18 protein-coding genes are annotated in these 17367 nt (G+C 44.2%); 11 read left to right on the top strand and 7 right to left on the bottom strand.

All coding sequences use genetic code 11. The annotated features are described in order from the left end of the window. Positions 1-18: 18 nt before the first annotated feature. The gene (locus J6I44_RS13360) at positions 19-672 is read right to left on the bottom strand and encodes a response regulator (protein ID WP_265766650.1); all 654 of its coding nucleotides are present in this window, start codon (positions 670-672) and stop codon (positions 19-21) included. 200 nt (positions 673-872) lie between these two features. On the opposite strand from J6I44_RS13360, the gene aspS reads away from it, so the two are divergent. After that, entirely contained in the window at positions 873-2654 is a 1782-nt protein-coding gene (aspS, locus tag J6I44_RS13355; RefSeq protein WP_265766649.1) for an aspartate--tRNA ligase, read from the top strand. A 27-nt stretch (positions 2655-2681) separates the two neighbouring features. Continuing rightward, positions 2682-3392, top strand: a complete 711-nt coding sequence (locus tag J6I44_RS13350; protein WP_265766648.1) for a DUF429 domain-containing protein — start codon at positions 2682-2684, stop codon at positions 3390-3392. A gap of 16 nt (positions 3393-3408) precedes the next feature. Here the strand turns inward: J6I44_RS13350 and sthA are convergent, their stop codons facing one another. Continuing rightward, entirely contained in the window at positions 3409-4866 is a 1458-nt protein-coding gene (gene sthA, locus J6I44_RS13345; protein WP_265766647.1) for a Si-specific NAD(P)(+) transhydrogenase, read from the bottom strand. A gap of 237 nt (positions 4867-5103) precedes the next feature. On the opposite strand from sthA, the gene J6I44_RS13340 reads away from it, so the two are divergent. The 4 genes from J6I44_RS13340 to hflC all read left to right on the top strand — a co-directional run bounded on the left by J6I44_RS13340 (position 5104) and on the right by hflC (position 8674). Continuing rightward, positions 5104-5712, top strand: a complete 609-nt coding sequence (locus tag J6I44_RS13340; RefSeq protein WP_265766646.1) for a superoxide dismutase — start codon at positions 5104-5106, stop codon at positions 5710-5712. A gap of 135 nt (positions 5713-5847) precedes the next feature. Beyond that, entirely contained in the window at positions 5848-6297 is a 450-nt protein-coding gene (locus J6I44_RS13335; protein WP_265766645.1) for a BrxA/BrxB family bacilliredoxin, read from the top strand. Positions 6298-6708: 411 nt separating this feature from the next. Further along, positions 6709-7722, top strand: coding sequence for an FtsH protease activity modulator HflK (gene hflK / locus J6I44_RS13330; RefSeq protein ID WP_265766644.1), 1014 nt, complete (start codon positions 6709-6711; stop codon positions 7720-7722). A 4-nt stretch (positions 7723-7726) separates the two neighbouring features. Continuing rightward, positions 7727-8674, top strand: a complete 948-nt coding sequence (gene hflC, locus J6I44_RS13325) for a protease modulator HflC (RefSeq protein ID WP_265766643.1) — start codon at positions 7727-7729, stop codon at positions 8672-8674. A gap of 200 nt (positions 8675-8874) precedes the next feature. Here the strand turns inward: hflC and J6I44_RS13320 are convergent, their stop codons facing one another. From J6I44_RS13320 to J6I44_RS13305, 4 genes are all read right to left on the bottom strand, one after another. Continuing rightward, positions 8875-9444: a hypothetical protein gene (locus J6I44_RS13320; RefSeq protein ID WP_265766642.1), complete on the bottom strand. Its 570-nt coding sequence runs from the start codon at positions 9442-9444 to the stop codon at positions 8875-8877. A 402-nt stretch (positions 9445-9846) separates the two neighbouring features. Next, a complete protein-coding gene (locus J6I44_RS13315) occupies positions 9847-11175 on the bottom strand; it encodes an ABC1 kinase family protein (protein WP_265766641.1) in 1329 nt (442 codons plus the stop codon). 3 nt (positions 11176-11178) lie between these two features. Next, positions 11179-11877, bottom strand: coding sequence for a TetR/AcrR family transcriptional regulator (locus tag J6I44_RS13310; protein WP_265766640.1), 699 nt, complete (start codon positions 11875-11877; stop codon positions 11179-11181). A gap of 18 nt (positions 11878-11895) precedes the next feature. After that, entirely contained in the window at positions 11896-12333 is a 438-nt protein-coding gene (locus tag J6I44_RS13305; protein WP_265766639.1) for a LexA family protein, read from the bottom strand. A gap of 123 nt (positions 12334-12456) precedes the next feature. Between J6I44_RS13305 and J6I44_RS13300 the strand changes: the two genes are divergently transcribed. Then, positions 12457-12906: a sterol desaturase family protein gene (locus tag J6I44_RS13300; protein ID WP_265766638.1), complete on the top strand. Its 450-nt coding sequence runs from the start codon at positions 12457-12459 to the stop codon at positions 12904-12906. 184 nt (positions 12907-13090) lie between these two features. On the opposite strand, the gene J6I44_RS13295 is transcribed toward J6I44_RS13300, so the two are convergent. After that, entirely contained in the window at positions 13091-13666 is a 576-nt protein-coding gene (locus J6I44_RS13295) for a DinB family protein (RefSeq protein ID WP_265766637.1), read from the bottom strand. Between the two features lie 94 nt (positions 13667-13760). On the opposite strand from J6I44_RS13295, the gene J6I44_RS13290 reads away from it, so the two are divergent. The 4 genes from J6I44_RS13290 to J6I44_RS13275 all read left to right on the top strand — a co-directional run bounded on the left by J6I44_RS13290 (position 13761) and on the right by J6I44_RS13275 (position 17354). Continuing rightward, the gene (locus J6I44_RS13290; protein ID WP_265766636.1) at positions 13761-14660 is read left to right on the top strand and encodes a YihY/virulence factor BrkB family protein; all 900 of its coding nucleotides are present in this window, start codon (positions 13761-13763) and stop codon (positions 14658-14660) included. 164 nt (positions 14661-14824) lie between these two features. Beyond that, positions 14825-15433 (top strand): hypothetical protein, encoded by a 609-nt coding sequence (locus J6I44_RS13285; protein ID WP_265766635.1) that lies wholly within the window; start codon positions 14825-14827, stop codon positions 15431-15433. A gap of 94 nt (positions 15434-15527) precedes the next feature. Beyond that, positions 15528-15890, top strand: a complete 363-nt coding sequence (locus J6I44_RS13280; RefSeq protein WP_265766634.1) for a FixH family protein — start codon at positions 15528-15530, stop codon at positions 15888-15890. 18 nt (positions 15891-15908) lie between these two features. Beyond that, on the top strand, positions 15909-17354 hold the full coding sequence (locus tag J6I44_RS13275; protein ID WP_265766633.1) for a 4Fe-4S binding protein: 1446 nt from the start codon (positions 15909-15911) through the stop codon (positions 17352-17354). Positions 17355-17367 lie beyond the last annotated feature (13 nt).

Here is a 17367-nt window from a genome sequence, read left to right as displayed (position 1 = left end):
GTAATATTACGTAATTGCTTAAGTCAGGCGCACTAACTTGTGTGTAATGGCAAAGCGAACCAGGTCGGCGGTATTATGGAGATCGAGTTTTTCCATTAGGTTGGAGCGGTGGGTATCAACGGTACGGGGACTGATATAAAGTTCCTGGGCAATTTCTTTGCTGGTCATTCCCTTAACGATAAGTTCAAGAATTTCCTGCTCGCGCTTAGAGATATCTGTTTGAATATCAGGGTCTGGCGGAATTTCTTGATCCAGGAAAGAAGTAATCATCATTTCAGCAATAGGTTTGCTGAACACTTGATGGCCTCGCATAATGGCCCGGATACCATGTAGAATATCAGCCTTCTCAATATTTTTTAGCAGGTAGCCATCAATGCCCGCCTTTAAGACATCAGTCAGCTTCTGCCGATCTGTATGCATCGAGAGAATCAGAATTTTGACTTCCTGGTCGATCTTGCGAATAAGTCGGGCTGCTTCAATACCGTCTTTATGCGGCATACTAATATCGAGCAGGCATAAATCCGGCTTTGTTTTCTTGAATAAGGTTAGGCATTCATCTCCGGAGGAAGCTTCACCTACAATCGTAATATCTTCTGCTGAAGATAGATAAGTGCTGATACCATAGCGCACAATCTCGTGATCTTCAGCAATTAAAACTGAAATTGGGGTCATAGATATTCGGCTTTTATGTAGTGCCGAGGCAACGTAGCATGTATTTTGATATAACTAAGGTAAGAGAATAAGGGAAGCTGAAAAATTATATTGATCTAATATGATTAATTAAAAGAACAGGGAGCGATTGGTCATTAGAATACTTATTTTCAATGCTTCTGAAAACAGATCACCAATTCAGTAAAGATATTTTTTAGTTTATGACGTGGAAAAGAACCCACAACTGTGGAGAATTAACGGCAAAAGATACAGGCGAAGAAATTGTTTTAAACGGATGGGTCGCAACCCGTCGCGATTTGGGAGGTGTTATTTTTATTGATCTTCGCGACCGGCATGGGATTACACAAATTGTGTTTAATGAAACGGATAAAGAACTGCATAAGAAGGCCGAGCAGTTGCGCACAGAATATGTTATCGGGATAAAAGGAGTGGTCGATCGGCGTGATGAAGAAAATATCAACCCGGAAATTAAAACCGGCGATATTGAAATTGTTGTAGATGAGTTGATTATCTATTCCGAAGCAGAAACTACGCCCTTCGAGATCAAAGAAGATATTGAAACGGGGGAGGAAATCCGCCTGCGCTACCGCTATCTGGACTTGCGGCGCCCGGATCTGCAACGGAATATGATACTCCGGTCTGATTTTTACCAGACGGTTCGTTCTTTTTATCACGATAATGATTTTGTGGAAGTTGAGACGCCGGTGCTGATGAAAAGTACCCCGGAGGGGGCCCGAGACTACTTGGTGCCCAGCCGCGTAAATCCTGGCCGGTTTTTTGCCCTGCCACAAAGTCCACAGACCTATAAGCAGCTGCTGATGGTTTCCGGTTTCGATCGCTATTTCCAGATTGTGAAATGTTTTAGGGATGAAGACCTGCGGGCCGACCGCCAGCCGGAGTTTACCCAGATTGATGTGGAGATGTCGTTCGTGGACGAAGAAGCCATAATGAGCAGCACCGAGCAGCTGATGCAGAAGCTGATGAAGGAAACCGTCAATGAAGAGATTGAAGGTTCTTTCAAGCGAATGACGTATGATGAGGCTATGACCACCTACGGCACCGACAAGCCGGATACGCGTTTTGGGCTGGAATTTGCTGACTTTTCGGAGCTGGTTAAAGATTCTGAGTTTAATATTTTTTCCAGCACGGTAGAGAAAGGCGGGGCCGTCTTGGGTATTACGGTGCCGGACCAGGGAGATATGGGGCGTGGCGCTATTGACCGGCTGACCGAGCGTGTTCAGGATGAAACCGGTGCCGGTGGGTTGATCTACATTAAGCTCAATGAAGATGATGGCGTAAAATGTAGTGTTGGTAAGTTTTTAAAAGAGGAAACCGTGGAAGCAATGGTCGAGAAGGCCGAAGCCGAAATGGGCGATCTGGTGCTTATCCTGGCGGGCCCGAGCCCTGATGTCTACAAACAAATGGGCAAGTTGCGTCTTATGATGGGCGAAGACCATAACCTGATTAACAAAGATGAGTTTAACTTTCTGTGGGTTACGGACTTTCCACTGGTAGAGTGGAGCCGCGAAGACCAGCGATACCATGCGCTGCACCATCCGTTTACTTCGCCTCATGAAGAAGATGTTGATAAGCTGGATGATGATCCGACTTCCGTACGTTCCCGTGCCTACGATTTAGTACTTAATGGCTATGAAATTGGTGGGGGATCTATCCGTATTCATAATCGGGACCTTCAGAGTCGCATGTTTAAGCTGCTGGGCATTGATGAAGAAGAAGCCGAAGATCGGTTTGGCTTCCTGCTGGAAGCCTTTAAGTACGGCGCGCCTCCGCACGGCGGTATCGCTCTTGGCGTTGATCGTATCATCATGATTTTGGCCGGCGGCACCAGCCTGCGGGATGTCATTGCTTTCCCCAAGAATCAGAAAGCACAAAGTACCATGGATAACAGCCCCGACCATGTAGATCAAGAGCAGTTGGATGAGCTTCATATCCGCTTAAAAAGAGGAGTAGAAGTCGAATAGTAACTAAATAGTTGAGGACAAGAGAAGGTGAAGACATTAGGAATTGATGGCTGCCGCGCAGGATGGATTGCAATATCGCTGGATGAGGATAATGCCGGTTATTGGCTGCTGGAATCTCAGCAGGCGTTAGGCGATTATTTCGAAGAATATGATCGAATCTTTATCGATGTTCCTATTGGATTGACTGATGAGGAATATGTTCGTGAGTGTGATCAAGAGCTTCGGGATGTACTGGGCGCTGATTACCAGTCCAGTGTCTTTAGCCCACCCATCCGGCGGGCACTTCATGCTCCCACTTATGCTGAGGCTTCAATGACAAGTTTCGAAACGACCGGAAAGAAGGTGACGCTGCAATCCTGGAACATTACTCCAAATATCCGGGCGGTAGATCAATACTTGCAGGAGGATGAGTCGCTGCGGGAGAAGGTTTTTGAAAGCCATCCGGAGCTGTTATTTCAGAAGCTGAATGGAGGAAATCCCATCCTCCAGAAGAAAGCAACCAAGAAGGGGCTGCGCCACAGGCTGGAACTGCTGAAAAAAAGAAGTCCGTTTGTGGATGATTTTTTCCGGGATATCAAGGAAGAATACCGGCGAAACCAGGTTGATGAAGACGATATCGTTGATGCTATGGCCCTTGCACTGTATGCGGGCTATTCATTGGATCAGGAGATGAAGACTCTCCCCGAAGAGCCTCCAACTGATTCCACCGGACTGACAATGGCTATTCACTATGTTTAAGGCCGTCAGAAACTGATTATTCAGCCTGCTCTCCTAAAATTTTCTTGTATTTACTGCCTGTCTGATAGACTCTGTTCACACCGTTGAATGCGGCAATACGGTAAGCTTCGCTCAGGGTCGGATAATTCATGACGTGCTGGATGAAGTACCGTACATCTCCCTCCGAAGCAATGACAGCCTGGCCCAGGTGGATTAGGTTAGCGGCCTCATCACCGAGAATATGAACGCCCAGAAGTTTTAGTGAATCGGTACTGAATACCAACTTCAGCAGGCCTTCATCATGGTTGGTCATATCGGCCTTGGCAATGTTTTTGAAGTACGCCCGTCCGACCGTAATGTCAATGCCCTGTTCTTTAGCCTCCTGTTCGGTAAGGCCGATGTTCGAGATCTCCGGGATGCTGTATACTCCGTATGGGATCTGCTCGGGCACTTCGAGTGTTGGGATACCAAACATATTACACGCCGCCAGCCGCCCCTGGGTGAAGGATGCCGAGGCAAGGCGCGGAAATCCTACAAGGTCACCGGCCGCATAAATACTGTCAACATTTGTTTTGTAGGTTTCATCAACAACTACAAAGTCATTCTCATCCGTTTCAACTCCGGCCTTATCAAGGTTTAGGCCTTCAACATTGGGTCGTTTTCCATTCAGGTGGAGCACATGCTCGGTTTCGATAACCTGCAGTCGCTTGTCTCCCGTGAGTGAACGGAATTTAACTTCAGTATTATTGCGCAGTGGATTAAATTCGACTTCCTCAATGGATACGCCGCTTCTAACAGTGATATCTTTGTTTTTAAGGGATCGTTCGAGATGCTCCTTAATTTCATGATCAAGAAAGGTCATATAATTCTGCTGTTCGTGCAGAATAGTAACACGTGTCCCGAGTGCCGCAAAAGTGGTAGCATATTCAAAGGCATTCACACTCGATCCTATAACGACCAGTCGGCGTGGAACGTGCGTTAGGTCCAAAATCGATTTATAGTCCAAAACCTTGTTGTGGTCAATGTCGAAGTTGGTAGGCTCGATAGGGCTATTGCCGGTGCAGAGCAAAATATAGTTGGCCGTATATGTTTCGGTAGTGCCAAAGTGGGTTTCCACTTCAACCGTATGGCTGTCTTTAAGACGACCGACTCCCCGGGCTACATCTACTTTATTTTTGATGAGATCGTTTTTGACCTTCCGGTTTTCTTTTTCCAGAATTTCCTGCTTGTATTGCAGCAGGTCGGCCATACGAAACCGTTCGTAAGGCTTTTTGTTCTCATGGTCACCAAACTGATCATTGAATTCCAGGATAGTTTTGGCAGCTTCACGAAGGGCTTTGCTGGGAACAGTACCGGTGTTAATCCAGGTGCCCCCCAGGTAATCTTTGTGAGATTCAACAATCAACACATTTTGATCAAACTTGGAACTTTGCATGGCACACGAAAACCCTGCGGGTCCGCTGCCAATAATAACGACATCGTAATCTCGGCTCATGGTATTTTTTCAGTTGCTAAAGGTTTGCTGAAAGAAAAGTAAAATAGATGAAATTGCGAAGGAAATTTCTATTTTAAATAATTGTTTAAAAGCATTCAAAATAGGAACAAAATCATTTTCCTTTTTGATTGGGAGAATGCAAATAAGATGTTAAATTTAACCCACTGATTATTAAAGAGTTATTGCCATTTACTTTTACATTATTCTTAACTCTAAAATCTTAAAATTGTAACAATTATGGCTTACGAATTACCTGATTTACCGTATGATTACGATGCGCTGGAACCTCATATTGACGAGCGCACAATGAAGATTCACCATACCAAGCATCACCAGGGATATACAAACAAGGTGAATGCAGCGTTGGAAGGGCATGAATTTGCCGATCTGCCGATTGAAGAAGTATTGCAACGAATTAACGAAGTGCCTGATGATATCAAGCAGGCGGTTATAAATAATGGCGGCGGTTATGCCAACCACAAGCTATTCTGGACGATTCTGTCTCCCAATGGTGGTGGAGCGGCAACGGGCGATATTGCCGATGCTATTGATGATGAATTCGGCAGTTTTGCTGAATTTAAAGAACTATTTAGTAATGCCGCCGGTAGCCAGTTCGGTTCCGGATGGGGATGGTTGTGCGTGAAAGACGATGGAAGTCTCGAAGTGCTTTCTACCGCTAATCAAAACAGTCCTTATATGAACGGCCTGACTCCAATATTAGGAGTTGACGTTTGGGAACATGCTTATTACCTGCACTATCAAAATAAGCGTGGCGACTATATCAGTCATTTCTGGAACTTGGTCAACTGGGATCAAGTGAATGAAAACTATGCGGATGCTACCTAAGATCTGTTCATAGGCCGTATGTTTTACAGAAAGCGCTTCACAGATTATTGTGGAGCGCTTTCTTCTTCAATACTTCATAAAAGCTTGTTATATTCAACGTTTGTTAATAAAAGCTGTAACTAAGAACGTATAATTATGCAATTTGGATTAGGAACAGGACCTGATGTTTCATGGATGCGCGAAGAGTTAACGGATTTAGGTGTGGAAGAACTAAAGACCGTTGATGATGTAGATCGTGCAATGAAAGAATATGACAAAGGCACGATGTTAATGGTCATTAACTCCGTTTGTGGATGTGCGGCTGGTAATGCACGTCCGGGAGTAAAGATAGCTCTGGATGAATCGGAAGATAAGCCTGACCATATGGTAACCGTTTTTGCCGGTCAGGATAAAGAGGCCACGGCACGCGCCCGTGAATATTTCAGCGAATATCCGCCTTCTTCTCCCGCTTTTGCTTATTTTAAAGATGGTGAAATAAAGGCAATGATTCCGCGTCATCGTGTGGAAGGACGTACGAAGGAGCAAGTAGCCAACGATTTAAAGATGGTTTTTGAAGCCTTCAACGGAGAAGATGAGGAGGAATAGTACAAAACCTCATTTATTATCTCATTAGACAATGAAAAGCCGATGAGCAATCATCGGCTTTTTTATTTAGCCAGAGTTACTTGATTCTATGTTGTATCAGTAAATGACTTTTGGCATGCTTCCAGCCCTGTTTTGGCTCACCCCGTGGAGGAGGCAATGTTGGCCTTGTAACAAAAATTCATATCAATCGTATTTATTGGACGAGGGTTGGCAAAACCATCGAGATAATAGCAAGCTTGGGTTCAGAGATTTTACACAGCCCTCTGTACGATTGATTAACCCAAAAATAAGTAGTTCAATACGGTTATTAATTGGCAATGGATACCGCTATTATATAGCTAAAATTTTAGGACCATACGTTGGTGCTACATAATGTTGTAGAACAGTAAACTTCATCTTGATATTTTATTTATGGCTGAAACCAATTTTTCCGGCATGGAACTGCCGCCCCAACTCGAGAAGTTGAGTAAGAATATCCGGTATGTGATACTGGTCGGCTTGGTGCTTGTTATGGCATTTGCTACTTTTTTTACCGTTGATCCTGAAGAGGTGGGCATCGTTACCCGCTTTGGTGAATATACTCGGACAGCAGAGTCCGGGTTGAACCTGAAGATGCCCTTCATCGAAGAGGTGCGGTATGTACCTGTTGAACGTCAGTTAAAGCATGAGTTTGGCTATCGGACCACCCAGGCGGGAGTTAATACAAGCTATGCCAAGGCAGGATATACGGATGAGTCGTTAATGCTGACCGGCGATTTGAATCTGGCTGATGTGGAATGGGTGGTGCAGTACCGGGTATCCGATCCCTATAACTTTTTGTTTAAGATTCGTAAACCTGAGCAAACCCTGCGCGATATATCAGAATCAGCGATGCGACAAATTGCGGGCGACCGCACCGTTAACGAGGTGTTGACTGTAGGAAGGGCAGAGGTTGCCGCCGAAGCGCAGCAGTTAATTCAGAAGCTCTGTAATGAGTATGAGTCCGGACTTCAAATTGAGCAGGTAGTACTGCAGGATATCAATCCCCCCGATCCGGTGAAGCCTTCTTTCAACGCTGTGAATGAAGCTCAGCAGCAGAAAGAAACGTTGATTAACGAAGCGAAATCCGCCTACAACAAAGTCATTCCCCGAGCCCGCGGAGAGGCCCAGGAAACCATACAGAAAGCGGAAGGGTATGCCATTAATCGGACCAATAGAGCAGAGGGGGAGGCTTCGCGTTTTAATCAGCTTTATAATGAGTACGTTAAAGCTCCTGAGGTGACAAAACAACGGATATATCTTGAAACACTGGAACAGATTATACCCGAAATGGGCAATAAAATTATAACCGATCAGAATGGGAATAATGTGCTTCCGCTGCTTCAAATGCAGATGGATGGCGTAAACGTACAGCAGCCAACAAAAAATTCAACTACAGAGAATTAGTCAGATGAAGAATTTTAAAGGAATTACATTGGGCCTCGTCCTTGGCGTCGTTTTTCTTATTGCCCTGGATGGCACATACATTGTAGATGAGACCGAGCAGGTTATTATCACTCAGTTTGGCGATCCGGTGGGAGATGCTATTACGGAGCCGGGCATGAAGTTTAAGGTACCCCTGATACAGCGAGCTAACTTTTTTGACAAGCGTTACCTGGAATGGGATGGCGACCGGAATCAGGTGCCCACTAAGGACAAAAAATTCATCTTTGTGGATACCTATGCCCGATGGCAAATTACGGATCCACTGCAATTTTTTAAGCGCCTGCGAGATGAACGGGGGGCACAGTCGCGGCTGGATGACATCCTCGACGGGGAAACACGCAATGCCATAGCCTCACAAGACTTGGTAGAAGTGGTACGTTCAACAAACAGAGATCCTATTTCCGGAGCAACGATTACCGAGGTTGTAGAAGACTCTCTGGCTGATATTGCGGTAGGGCGCGATTCAATCCAGACCAATATTCAACAGCTTGCCAATGAACGAGCCACGGATCTGGGAATTGAGATCCTTGACTTCCGCTTTAAACGGATCAATTATGTAGAAGAAGTTCGCCAAACGGTGTATGATCGTATGATTAGTGAGCGAAACCGTATCGCTGATAAATTCCGTTCGGAAGGCCAGGGTGAAGCGGCGCGCATTAACGGCGAAAAAGAACGTGAGTTACAGTCTATACAGTCTAATGCTTTTCGCAAAGCCGAAGAAATCCGGGGTGAGGCTGATGCACGGGCTACGGCCATTTATGCGGAGTCGTATAATCAATCGCAGTCGGCCCGTGAGCTCTATAACTTTACGCGCACGATGGAATCGTACGGAAAAGTGTTTGATGAACAGACATCCATCATTCTTTCTACCAATAGCGAATTCTATAAGTTTTTGAATGATATTCAGAACTAAAAGAAGGGCTTTGCAGAACTACTCTATCTTGTCATTCTGATCCCGATCCTTCGGGGCAGAATCTCATGTATACTAATCAGCATTTAAACGGGAATACTGAAGAGATACTGAAACAAGTTCAGCACATGATTCAGGATGACAAGTCTGGTTTTGCTAACCCTCTTAGCGTCCATGGCTGAAATCGAGGTATTTCTGGATATCTAATAATACTGAGGCGGAGTCATTTGGTACATCATGACCGCTTCCTTGGGGATATCCAGCTCTGCTAATTTCTCATTCACTTTAGCTGCTACAGTTTCGTCCTTAACTCCTATGGATAATTTATTCTGAGACTGATGAATGCCACCGGTGTAGACGTTATCCATAGCGAGCACCTTGCTGGATACCTCTCTTTTCCACTCAAGAAGCGTGAGAAATGTATATTGGCCTTTTAATACCTCCATATTGGAAACCGATGCCGAACTATTTGATAAAGATCTTGCGATAAGTTCTGAATTTGAGAGAACCTCCCTGGCCTTCGCCTCTTGTTGGGTCGGGTTGGTGAGGTAAATACTTAACTGGTCGGAGTCATTAATAAACAACCCTCCGAACCCTGGTATTTGTTGGGCAAAGTCTGTTAAGCTATCAGCATGGACCGAAACTTTTTTAGCTTCTGCATATGGACTTTCGGATAACTCTCCATTTGTAGAAGCTGGAGACGATGAATTTGAACAGCTCCCTGTTATCGTTCCTATCAATACAAGCAGAAGTAACAGACTAACAGTTTTCATGATATCCTCTTAGTTATCTTGCATTATTTAAAATTGAAAAATATAGAAGGGAAACGAGATAATTTTGGTATAACCCTATATTATGCTACACGATTACCACTGGCGGTAACTATTGCTAGGGTATTTTAAATAAGCTAACCCGTTTAGCGGTTAAAATTTATAACATGTTATTAAAAATTTATCAACATTTGGTCAATCCTCCTGTCCTCCTTCTCCAAGGAGGAACTCATGGAGTTATTTTGAGATAATTATAAATTTTGAGGCATTTATCCCAAAGTCCCTCCCCGACATTGGTCGGGACAGGCTATGGAGAAGAGAGACTTTGGGGAGATTGAAACCTGTTCATAGGGGGGGGCTTGATTGCAATCGTTCAATGCGTTAAGCCATTTATTTGTTATTTAATTAGCCTGTTTCTTGCTCCATTTCTCCCAGCACTCGCTGCGTGATTTCTTTACTTTGTTGGGTATCAATTTGGGCCTTAAGCTTTATCAGGAAACTATAGAGCCCCATATGAACTTTGGTACTGTAAATGAAGTTTTTATCTCCCCGCGGCTCATTCATAATCGGCATCCGTTTGGCATAGTGATTAATACGCCTTTTAAATGAAGGGTCGCCAAAATTGAATGTGTCTTCCATATAGGGTAGGGCAAAGCTTTCGCCATAGTTCTTACAGAATTGAAAGAACTCTTCTTCTTTTTTGGGATTATCCGGATTTTCTTTGGTGATATCCAGCCGGAGGTAGAGTTCCCGGACGTCTTGTTCATTCCCATTAATCAGGATGGGCAGAAGCTGCATATAATTCTGCGTAAACTCCTCATCAAATTTTTTGACACAACCAAAATCGATGACGCCCAGTCGTCCATCTTCTTTAAAGAAAAAGTTGCCGGGATGAGTATCCGCGTGGATGAAGTTACGTTGTTCTACCTGATCGTGAAAGAAATCCCACAAAAGCTGGCCATAGTGATTGCGCTGCTCCTGGGAAGGATCTGTTGCTAAAAACTCCTTCAGGTGTTGGCCTTCAATAAAGGTCATTGTTAGCACTTTCGGGGAAGAAAGTTCTTTTATCCAGCGCGGGGTATCCACTTTTTGTCCGGCAAATCGTTCGTGAAAATATTCAATATATTCCCCTTCCTGCTGATAGTCCGTCTCTTCTATCAGGGTAGATTCAATCTCATCAAAATAATCATCAAGGTTGGCCCCCCTTTTCGCTAGTCGCTTTACGAGCGATTTGGCAATAGACATATCCGAATGGATGGTGTTTCGAACATTGGGATACTGGATCTTAACCGCTACTTTCTGGCCATCTTCCAGACGGGCTTCATGCACCTGTCCAATGGAAGCTGCGGCAATTGCATCGGGATTGAATTCGGCAAACAGTTTTTCGGGATAGTCACCCAGTTCTTTTTTGATGATAGATCGTGCCAGGGCCTTATTGATGGGAGGTACACTGTATTGCGCTTCACTCATCACGTCAGCAAATTCATCGGGCAGCACGCCTTCATCCATACTGAGGGACTGGGCAATCTTTAGCGCCGTGCCGCGGAGTTTGGTGAATTCGTTGAACACCTGCCGGGCATTATCGGTGTGGAACTGGCGCCCCTCTTCTTCGCTTTCTTCCTGGCCCATCGATTTCTTGAGATATCGTTTGGCATAGTTGGTTCCTACTTTAAGGCCTGTTTTGGCAAAAATTTTACCGCGCTCAAATTTTGAAGAGGGAAAGTCGTTACTCATAAATTATCGAATTTCTATTTTGGAAAATATCTGTTTGACAAACGGAATATTATTGAGGAAGGCTTTTTTGTTGGAGTATAAAAATTTGCCTAATTCAAACCCTTGGTCAACGATGGAGTTGTACATAAGTTCTTGCAAGAAGTTGGTGAGCTTATCCGTCAGCTCCATCGTTAGCTCATGGCCTTCGCTTTCGTCGGAAATCCAGAAGCGAACCAAGCCAAGGTATTTCATCCGCAGGAAGCTGTAGAAACAACCATTTTTGACCATCTCGGAACTGGCCGAAAGTCGAGGATCTTCGTCAAGAAACTGCTCAATTAGGCCTTCAATTTCTTTTTCAAAATCGGTTTTGCCATAGGAGCGCAAGATAAGACGGCCAAATGTTTGCTCTACAAACGCCCGTTTTTCATTGAGCATATCGAAGCTGGCGTAGGCAAAGTTCGAGAACTTTTCGCTGAGCGTGTAGGTATCGAATGAATCTATTTCATCGAGCATCAGCTGATAGCGGAAGACAATAGAGGCATAATAAAACTGCAGAATGGCATCTTTATTGGGAAAGTAGTTGAAGACTTCTCCGGGTTTTATATCAACGGCTTCAGCGACATCCTTAATAAGGAAATCACCATCTTCCTCTAAATAGAGGTCTGTTGCAGCATCTGCAAGCGCTAGCTTTATCTTAAGCGTTTCTGGATCGAAATCAGTCATATCAAACGTCAATCAGTATTAAATATATTTATGGATAGCATGAGAGACAACTCCCCAAACTTCAAAATCGAGCATATCCGTAATTTTGGTGGCGCCATCCAGGCTTTTTTTCTGGGATAAATAGATATCCTTACCTTGTTTAACCAGATTCCGAGCAACCATTTCACCCTCCAGGATGGCAACAATTACATGCCCGGGCGAAGCTGATATTGAACGATCTACAACCAAAATATCATCCGAAAAAATTCCAATTTTATTCAGCCCATCGCCTTTCACTCGTACAAAGAACGTGGCTGCAGGACGTTTAATTATGTATTCATCAAGAGAAAGTGGTTTCTCAAAATGATCGCGAGCCGGTGACGGAAAGCCCGTCTCTTTCCGAAATCGATTGGCATCCTGCTTTGGGGTACGATCTACGTTGCCAGAATAAATATCTGTGATGCTAAAATCTTCCATAGCTTACACCCACATCATTGTAATTGTGTATCTCTAACAAACTTTTGTTGGTATTAGGTCCCTATTTTTGATATTTATATGGGGACTGATACAATTTAAAACTTAGAGTGAACACATAGTGTCATGGCAATACTGGAATTTATAGGATGGGTTGTTTGTGGATTTGCCGGGATGGAAGTTATTTCCTATCTGGTTCACCGTTTTGTTTTTCATGGGCTGCTCTGGGAGATACACCAAACGCATCATAAGCCCACACATGGGGCTTTTGAGTTAAACGATCTGTTTTCACTCTTTTTCGGGGCCGTTTCAATATACCTGATGTATCGCGGGATGGAAGCACCTGTTGAATCGATGAGTTTTGCTATTGGGCTTGGGATTGCTATTTACGGGCTGCTGTACTTTGTGATCCACGATCTGTTTGCCCACAAACGGTTTATGCCCTTCAAGAGTGATAGCAAGATTATGCGGTTGATCAGATATGCCCACCAGCGTCATCACCAGTCTATAGACAAGGAAGGGCAGGAACCCTTTGGGTTATTTCTCTTTCCCTATTATAAATACAAGAATAAATAGTACTTCATAGAGGCCTTTTGCAAAACGATCACCTCTTGTCATTCTGGATCAGATAGCATTCGGGACAGAATCTCATACTTTTGGCAGCCTTTGAAGGGAGATCCTGAACTGAATTCAGGATGACAAGCCCAGTTTTGCAAAGGATTTCCCATAAAGAGAAGAATATCAATAAGCTACAGGCTGGCTATAATTTATCTTCCAACATTTTCAGGGTTTGTTCAGCCTGCCATTGATGCCGCCTCTGGTGAACCTCAACAATAGCAAAACATTCTGAAAGCGTCATTTTAAGGATAGAAAAGATAGGATGCTCTACCATCACGGCACCTAAGTTGGTCTGCTGTTGTTGACCTTTTTCCAGTTCAGCAATAAGACGATCCTGGAGACTGATATAGTCATTAAGTAGCTCCATCCGGTTATATCCAGAGACGGGGGCGGGTTTCATCTGCGTAAAGGTTTTAACCTTCATTTTATAAGGTGGGGCAAAGAATGAAATGACTTTCCGTGTAATCCATCGCGGCTTAAATGGTTGCTGCAGGTTATCAGTTGTTGTGTAGTTGGCCGCTAATGCCGGCTCCATATTTTGGAGGTAGAGATATCCAAACTTAATCAGATGATCATAACACTCGGCAATGGCCCATTGATCATCAGCAGGCGGACGCAGGAAATCTCGGTCATCCACTGAAAGAAGAAACGTTTCTGAGGTATCTTTGGCTTTTTTAAACTGTTGGATATACCAGCTATAACTATAAGGAAGATGCATATATACCATCCTTCAATGAATAATTTCATCTATCCCTAAATACTGTATATTTTTGCCCAAAGTAAATGCCTCTAAATAACGGACGCCCTTTGTTGTGAATTCAGATCAAACACTTTTTCAACAAGTTAAGGCCCTACTTATCGGTACCTACCAGCGTATAGGTAGTATCGATTTAGGAGTCCATAGCGCAGCTATAGCTTTTTACAGTATTTTCTCCACGGCGCCATTGATTATTCTTTTAGTTTGGCTGCTTGGTGTGGTGCTGGGTGGTGAAATGGGGCAGAATGAACTGCAGAAAATGTTGGATGCCGTTGTAGGACCAGAATTATCAGAAGCCATACAATCAATGGTAGAGGGTGCCGGTAGGAACTCTACAGGGCTTTGGTCTTCAATAATAGCAATGGTCACCTTGGTTTTTGGAGCTACCACACTGCTTACCCAGTTGAAAAAGAGTCTGAATGTAGTTTGGAACGTCCGAGAGGCAGAGTTAAGTACCGTTCGGGCTTTTTTATGGGACCGGTTGCGGGCGCTGCTTTTTATAGGTTCCATCAGCCTGCTTTTTTTTCTGAGCCTGCTTTCTGAAAGTATTATCTATGTCATGGAGCAAGCCCTGTTGCCCTTGTTCGGCAGCGAAGAGCTTTTTTTGATACAACTGGGCAGTAGTGCTGTCAATATAATGTTGGCGCTAATATTTTTTATGATGATGTTTAAAATTTTGCCCGACCTGGAGGTCCGTTTCCGTGATCTTGCCGTTGGGGCATTGGTCACAGCATTGCTATTTTTATTAGGCAAATCGTTGGTAGGCTGGTATTTGACCACCTCATCCCTTCAGCCAACCTACAAAACAGCTGGATCATTTGTGATTTTTTTAATCTGGATTTACTATAATGCCCAGATTATATTAATTGGAGCAGCTTTTAGTCGTGAGTATGCACGTCTCTACGGATCCAAAGTACAACCTCGTTGGGAAGGTACCTTAGACCAAGATGGATAATAGTATAGGTATATGATAAGGGCTACCTTGAACCCGCCAGTTTTTATATGAGATAGTTCATTAGAGATACTTGTTATTCAATTCAATTGATTTTATAATATCAAATTAAATAAGGGCTCTTTTTATGAAAGGGAATAACCGTCAATAATTGATACATGGGAAATATGGCACAAGAAATTGCTGCTCGAGAATCAGCAGCTGATACAAACACACCATTACAGTCTTCATATAATCAATTTGTACATAAATTAAATACCGTTTGGCATGAACGAGGGCTACAGTTATTCATGGCCGTTGTACTTGCCCATTGGGCCGAGCATTTGGCACAGGCTTACCAGGTATACGTGCTGGGGTGGCCCATCCCCGAATCATTAGGAGTATTGGGGCTTTATTTTCCAGCGCTCATATCCTCAGAAATTTTGCATTACGGCTATGCCATCATTATGCTTATGGCGTTATGGATTTTCCGCAAAGGCTTTACAGGTAATGCTTACACATGGTGGATGATTTCTTTTGGAATTCAGTTCTGGCACCATATTGAGCATATGATACTGCAGGGGCAGGCTCTTGTTGGAGAAAACCTATTTAACTCACCCGTGCCCATCAGTATTGTTCAGCTTTGGGTCCCCAGAGTTGAATTACACCTGATCTATAATACGCTTGTATTTATTCCGATGATCATCGGAATGTATTTGCATATGTTTCCGCCAGCCGGCGAAAAATCACATATCAAGTGTAGCTGTGTGGTACAGCCCAAATCATCTGCAGCCTAATATTTTATATCCAAAGGATTAATAGTGAACCTGGACGATGAGTAGATGTAAGTATTACCTGTACTGTGTTTCTTTGGTACAAATGTGTATCGTTATGATCGTATGTCTGGCTGCAGTTGGGTGTGCACCTTCTGATGATGCTGACCCAGACATCAACCTTCAGTGGGAAATAACCCCTAACCCTCCCAGCGCAGGCATGGCACAGCTTGATTTTACATTACGAGATAGTACCGAGCAATTAATTAAAGGGGCTGAAGTTAAACTGGAAGGTAACATGTCTCACCCGGGTATGCAGCCGGTTTTAACTACCGCTGAAGAAATTGCTCCGGGAAAATATTCGGCCAATATAAAGTTTACCATGGGGGGCGACTGGTTTATTTTGGTTAAGTCGACATTGGCTGACGGGCGTGAAGTCAGGAAGCAAATTGAGATAGCCGGGGTTCGATCAGAAAAGTAGATATAAACGTACAGCACCATGAGTTCTCAAAATAGTTTTCCGGGAACAGATTTACTGCAGTTGCCGATTATCGGTAAATTTCTGCGCTGGCAGCATTCACGGATGGCCATGCAAAGTGTGATGCTTGTTATTGCTGTTGCCATGATTTTACACGGACTCCTGGGCCCGCAGCTGGCACCCAGAAACTTGTCGACGTTATTTACTTGGGTGCATTACCGCGGGTTGCTCGTATTATTGTTATTAGTCGTTGGGAATGTTTTTTGTATGGCCTGTCCGTTTATGCTACCACGTGAACTGGCCCGACGCTTTTCTGCTCCCGTTCGTAGCTGGCCTCGATGGCTGCGCAATAAATGGCTCTCCATCGGCTTATTTGTTTTGGTACTTTTTGCTTACGAATATTTTGATCTCTGGGGATCTCCCTGGTGGACGGCTTGGATCATCATTTCCTATTTTGCGGCGGCACTTTTGGTGGATACTTTCTTTAAAAAAGCATCCTTCTGTAAATACGTTTGTCCTATTGGGCAGTTTAACTTTATCTCCTCAACCGTTTCACCTTTTGAGGTACAAGTAGCGAATCCCGATACCTGTCTGGATTGCACAACCAAAGACTGTATCAAGGGTATACGGCATCCTGATAATCATGATGAAATTGTGCAACGGGGGTGTGAGCTGGCTCTTTTTCAACCCAGGAAAACAGGCAATATGGATTGTACGTTTTGTCTGGATTGTGTTCATGCCTGTCCCCATGATAATGTAGCAATATCAACCAAAGTGCCGGGAAGCGAACTGTGGGAGAAGACCCGTCGGTCGGGTATTGGGCGTTTTACCAACCGACCGGATATCTCGGTCCTTGCACTGGTCTTTACCTTTGGAGCACTGCTAAATGCTTTTGGAATGGTTAGCCCGGTCTATGCCTTTCAGCGTTGGCTGGCAGGTATTTTAAATACGACTTCTGAGCTTCCCGTCCTGAGTACGCTCTTTTTCCTAATGCTCGTTGTCGAGCCAGTTATATTATTAGGATCAGCCGCCTACGCCACCAGTAAATGGACGAAAACAGGGGAGAAGCTGCTGCCGGTCATCATGCGCTACTCCTATGCGCTTGTTCCTTTTGGATTTGGGCTTTGGGTCGCCCACTATAGTTTTCACTTTCTAACGGGGCTTTGGACCTTTATCCCCGTCATCCAGAGCATGCTGACCAGTTGGGGAATACCCATCTTGGGAGATCCGCTGTGGCGCTTATCCGGCATGCCGCCCGGACTTGTGTATCCCCTGGAGATAGGATTTCTTGGATTGGGGCTGCTGGGCTCTCTCTTAGCAATATATCGTATTTCATTTCGCGAATATAAAGCACGACCCTGGCAGGCTTTTATACCGTGGGCTATTCTATGCCTAATTTTATGTGGGGCTGCCGTGTGGTTACTCAATCAACCGATGGAGATGCGTGGAACGTTCCTGGGAGGATAAAACAGGGTTTGGA

The organism is Fodinibius salsisoli (genome assembly GCF_026229185.1).
In the GTDB taxonomy this organism is placed as follows: Bacteria; Bacteroidota; Rhodothermia; order Balneolales; family Balneolaceae; genus Fodinibius; species Fodinibius salsisoli.
The sequence above is the reverse complement of the archived record's forward strand: the minus strand, read 5'-3'. Positions and strand labels throughout refer to the sequence as shown.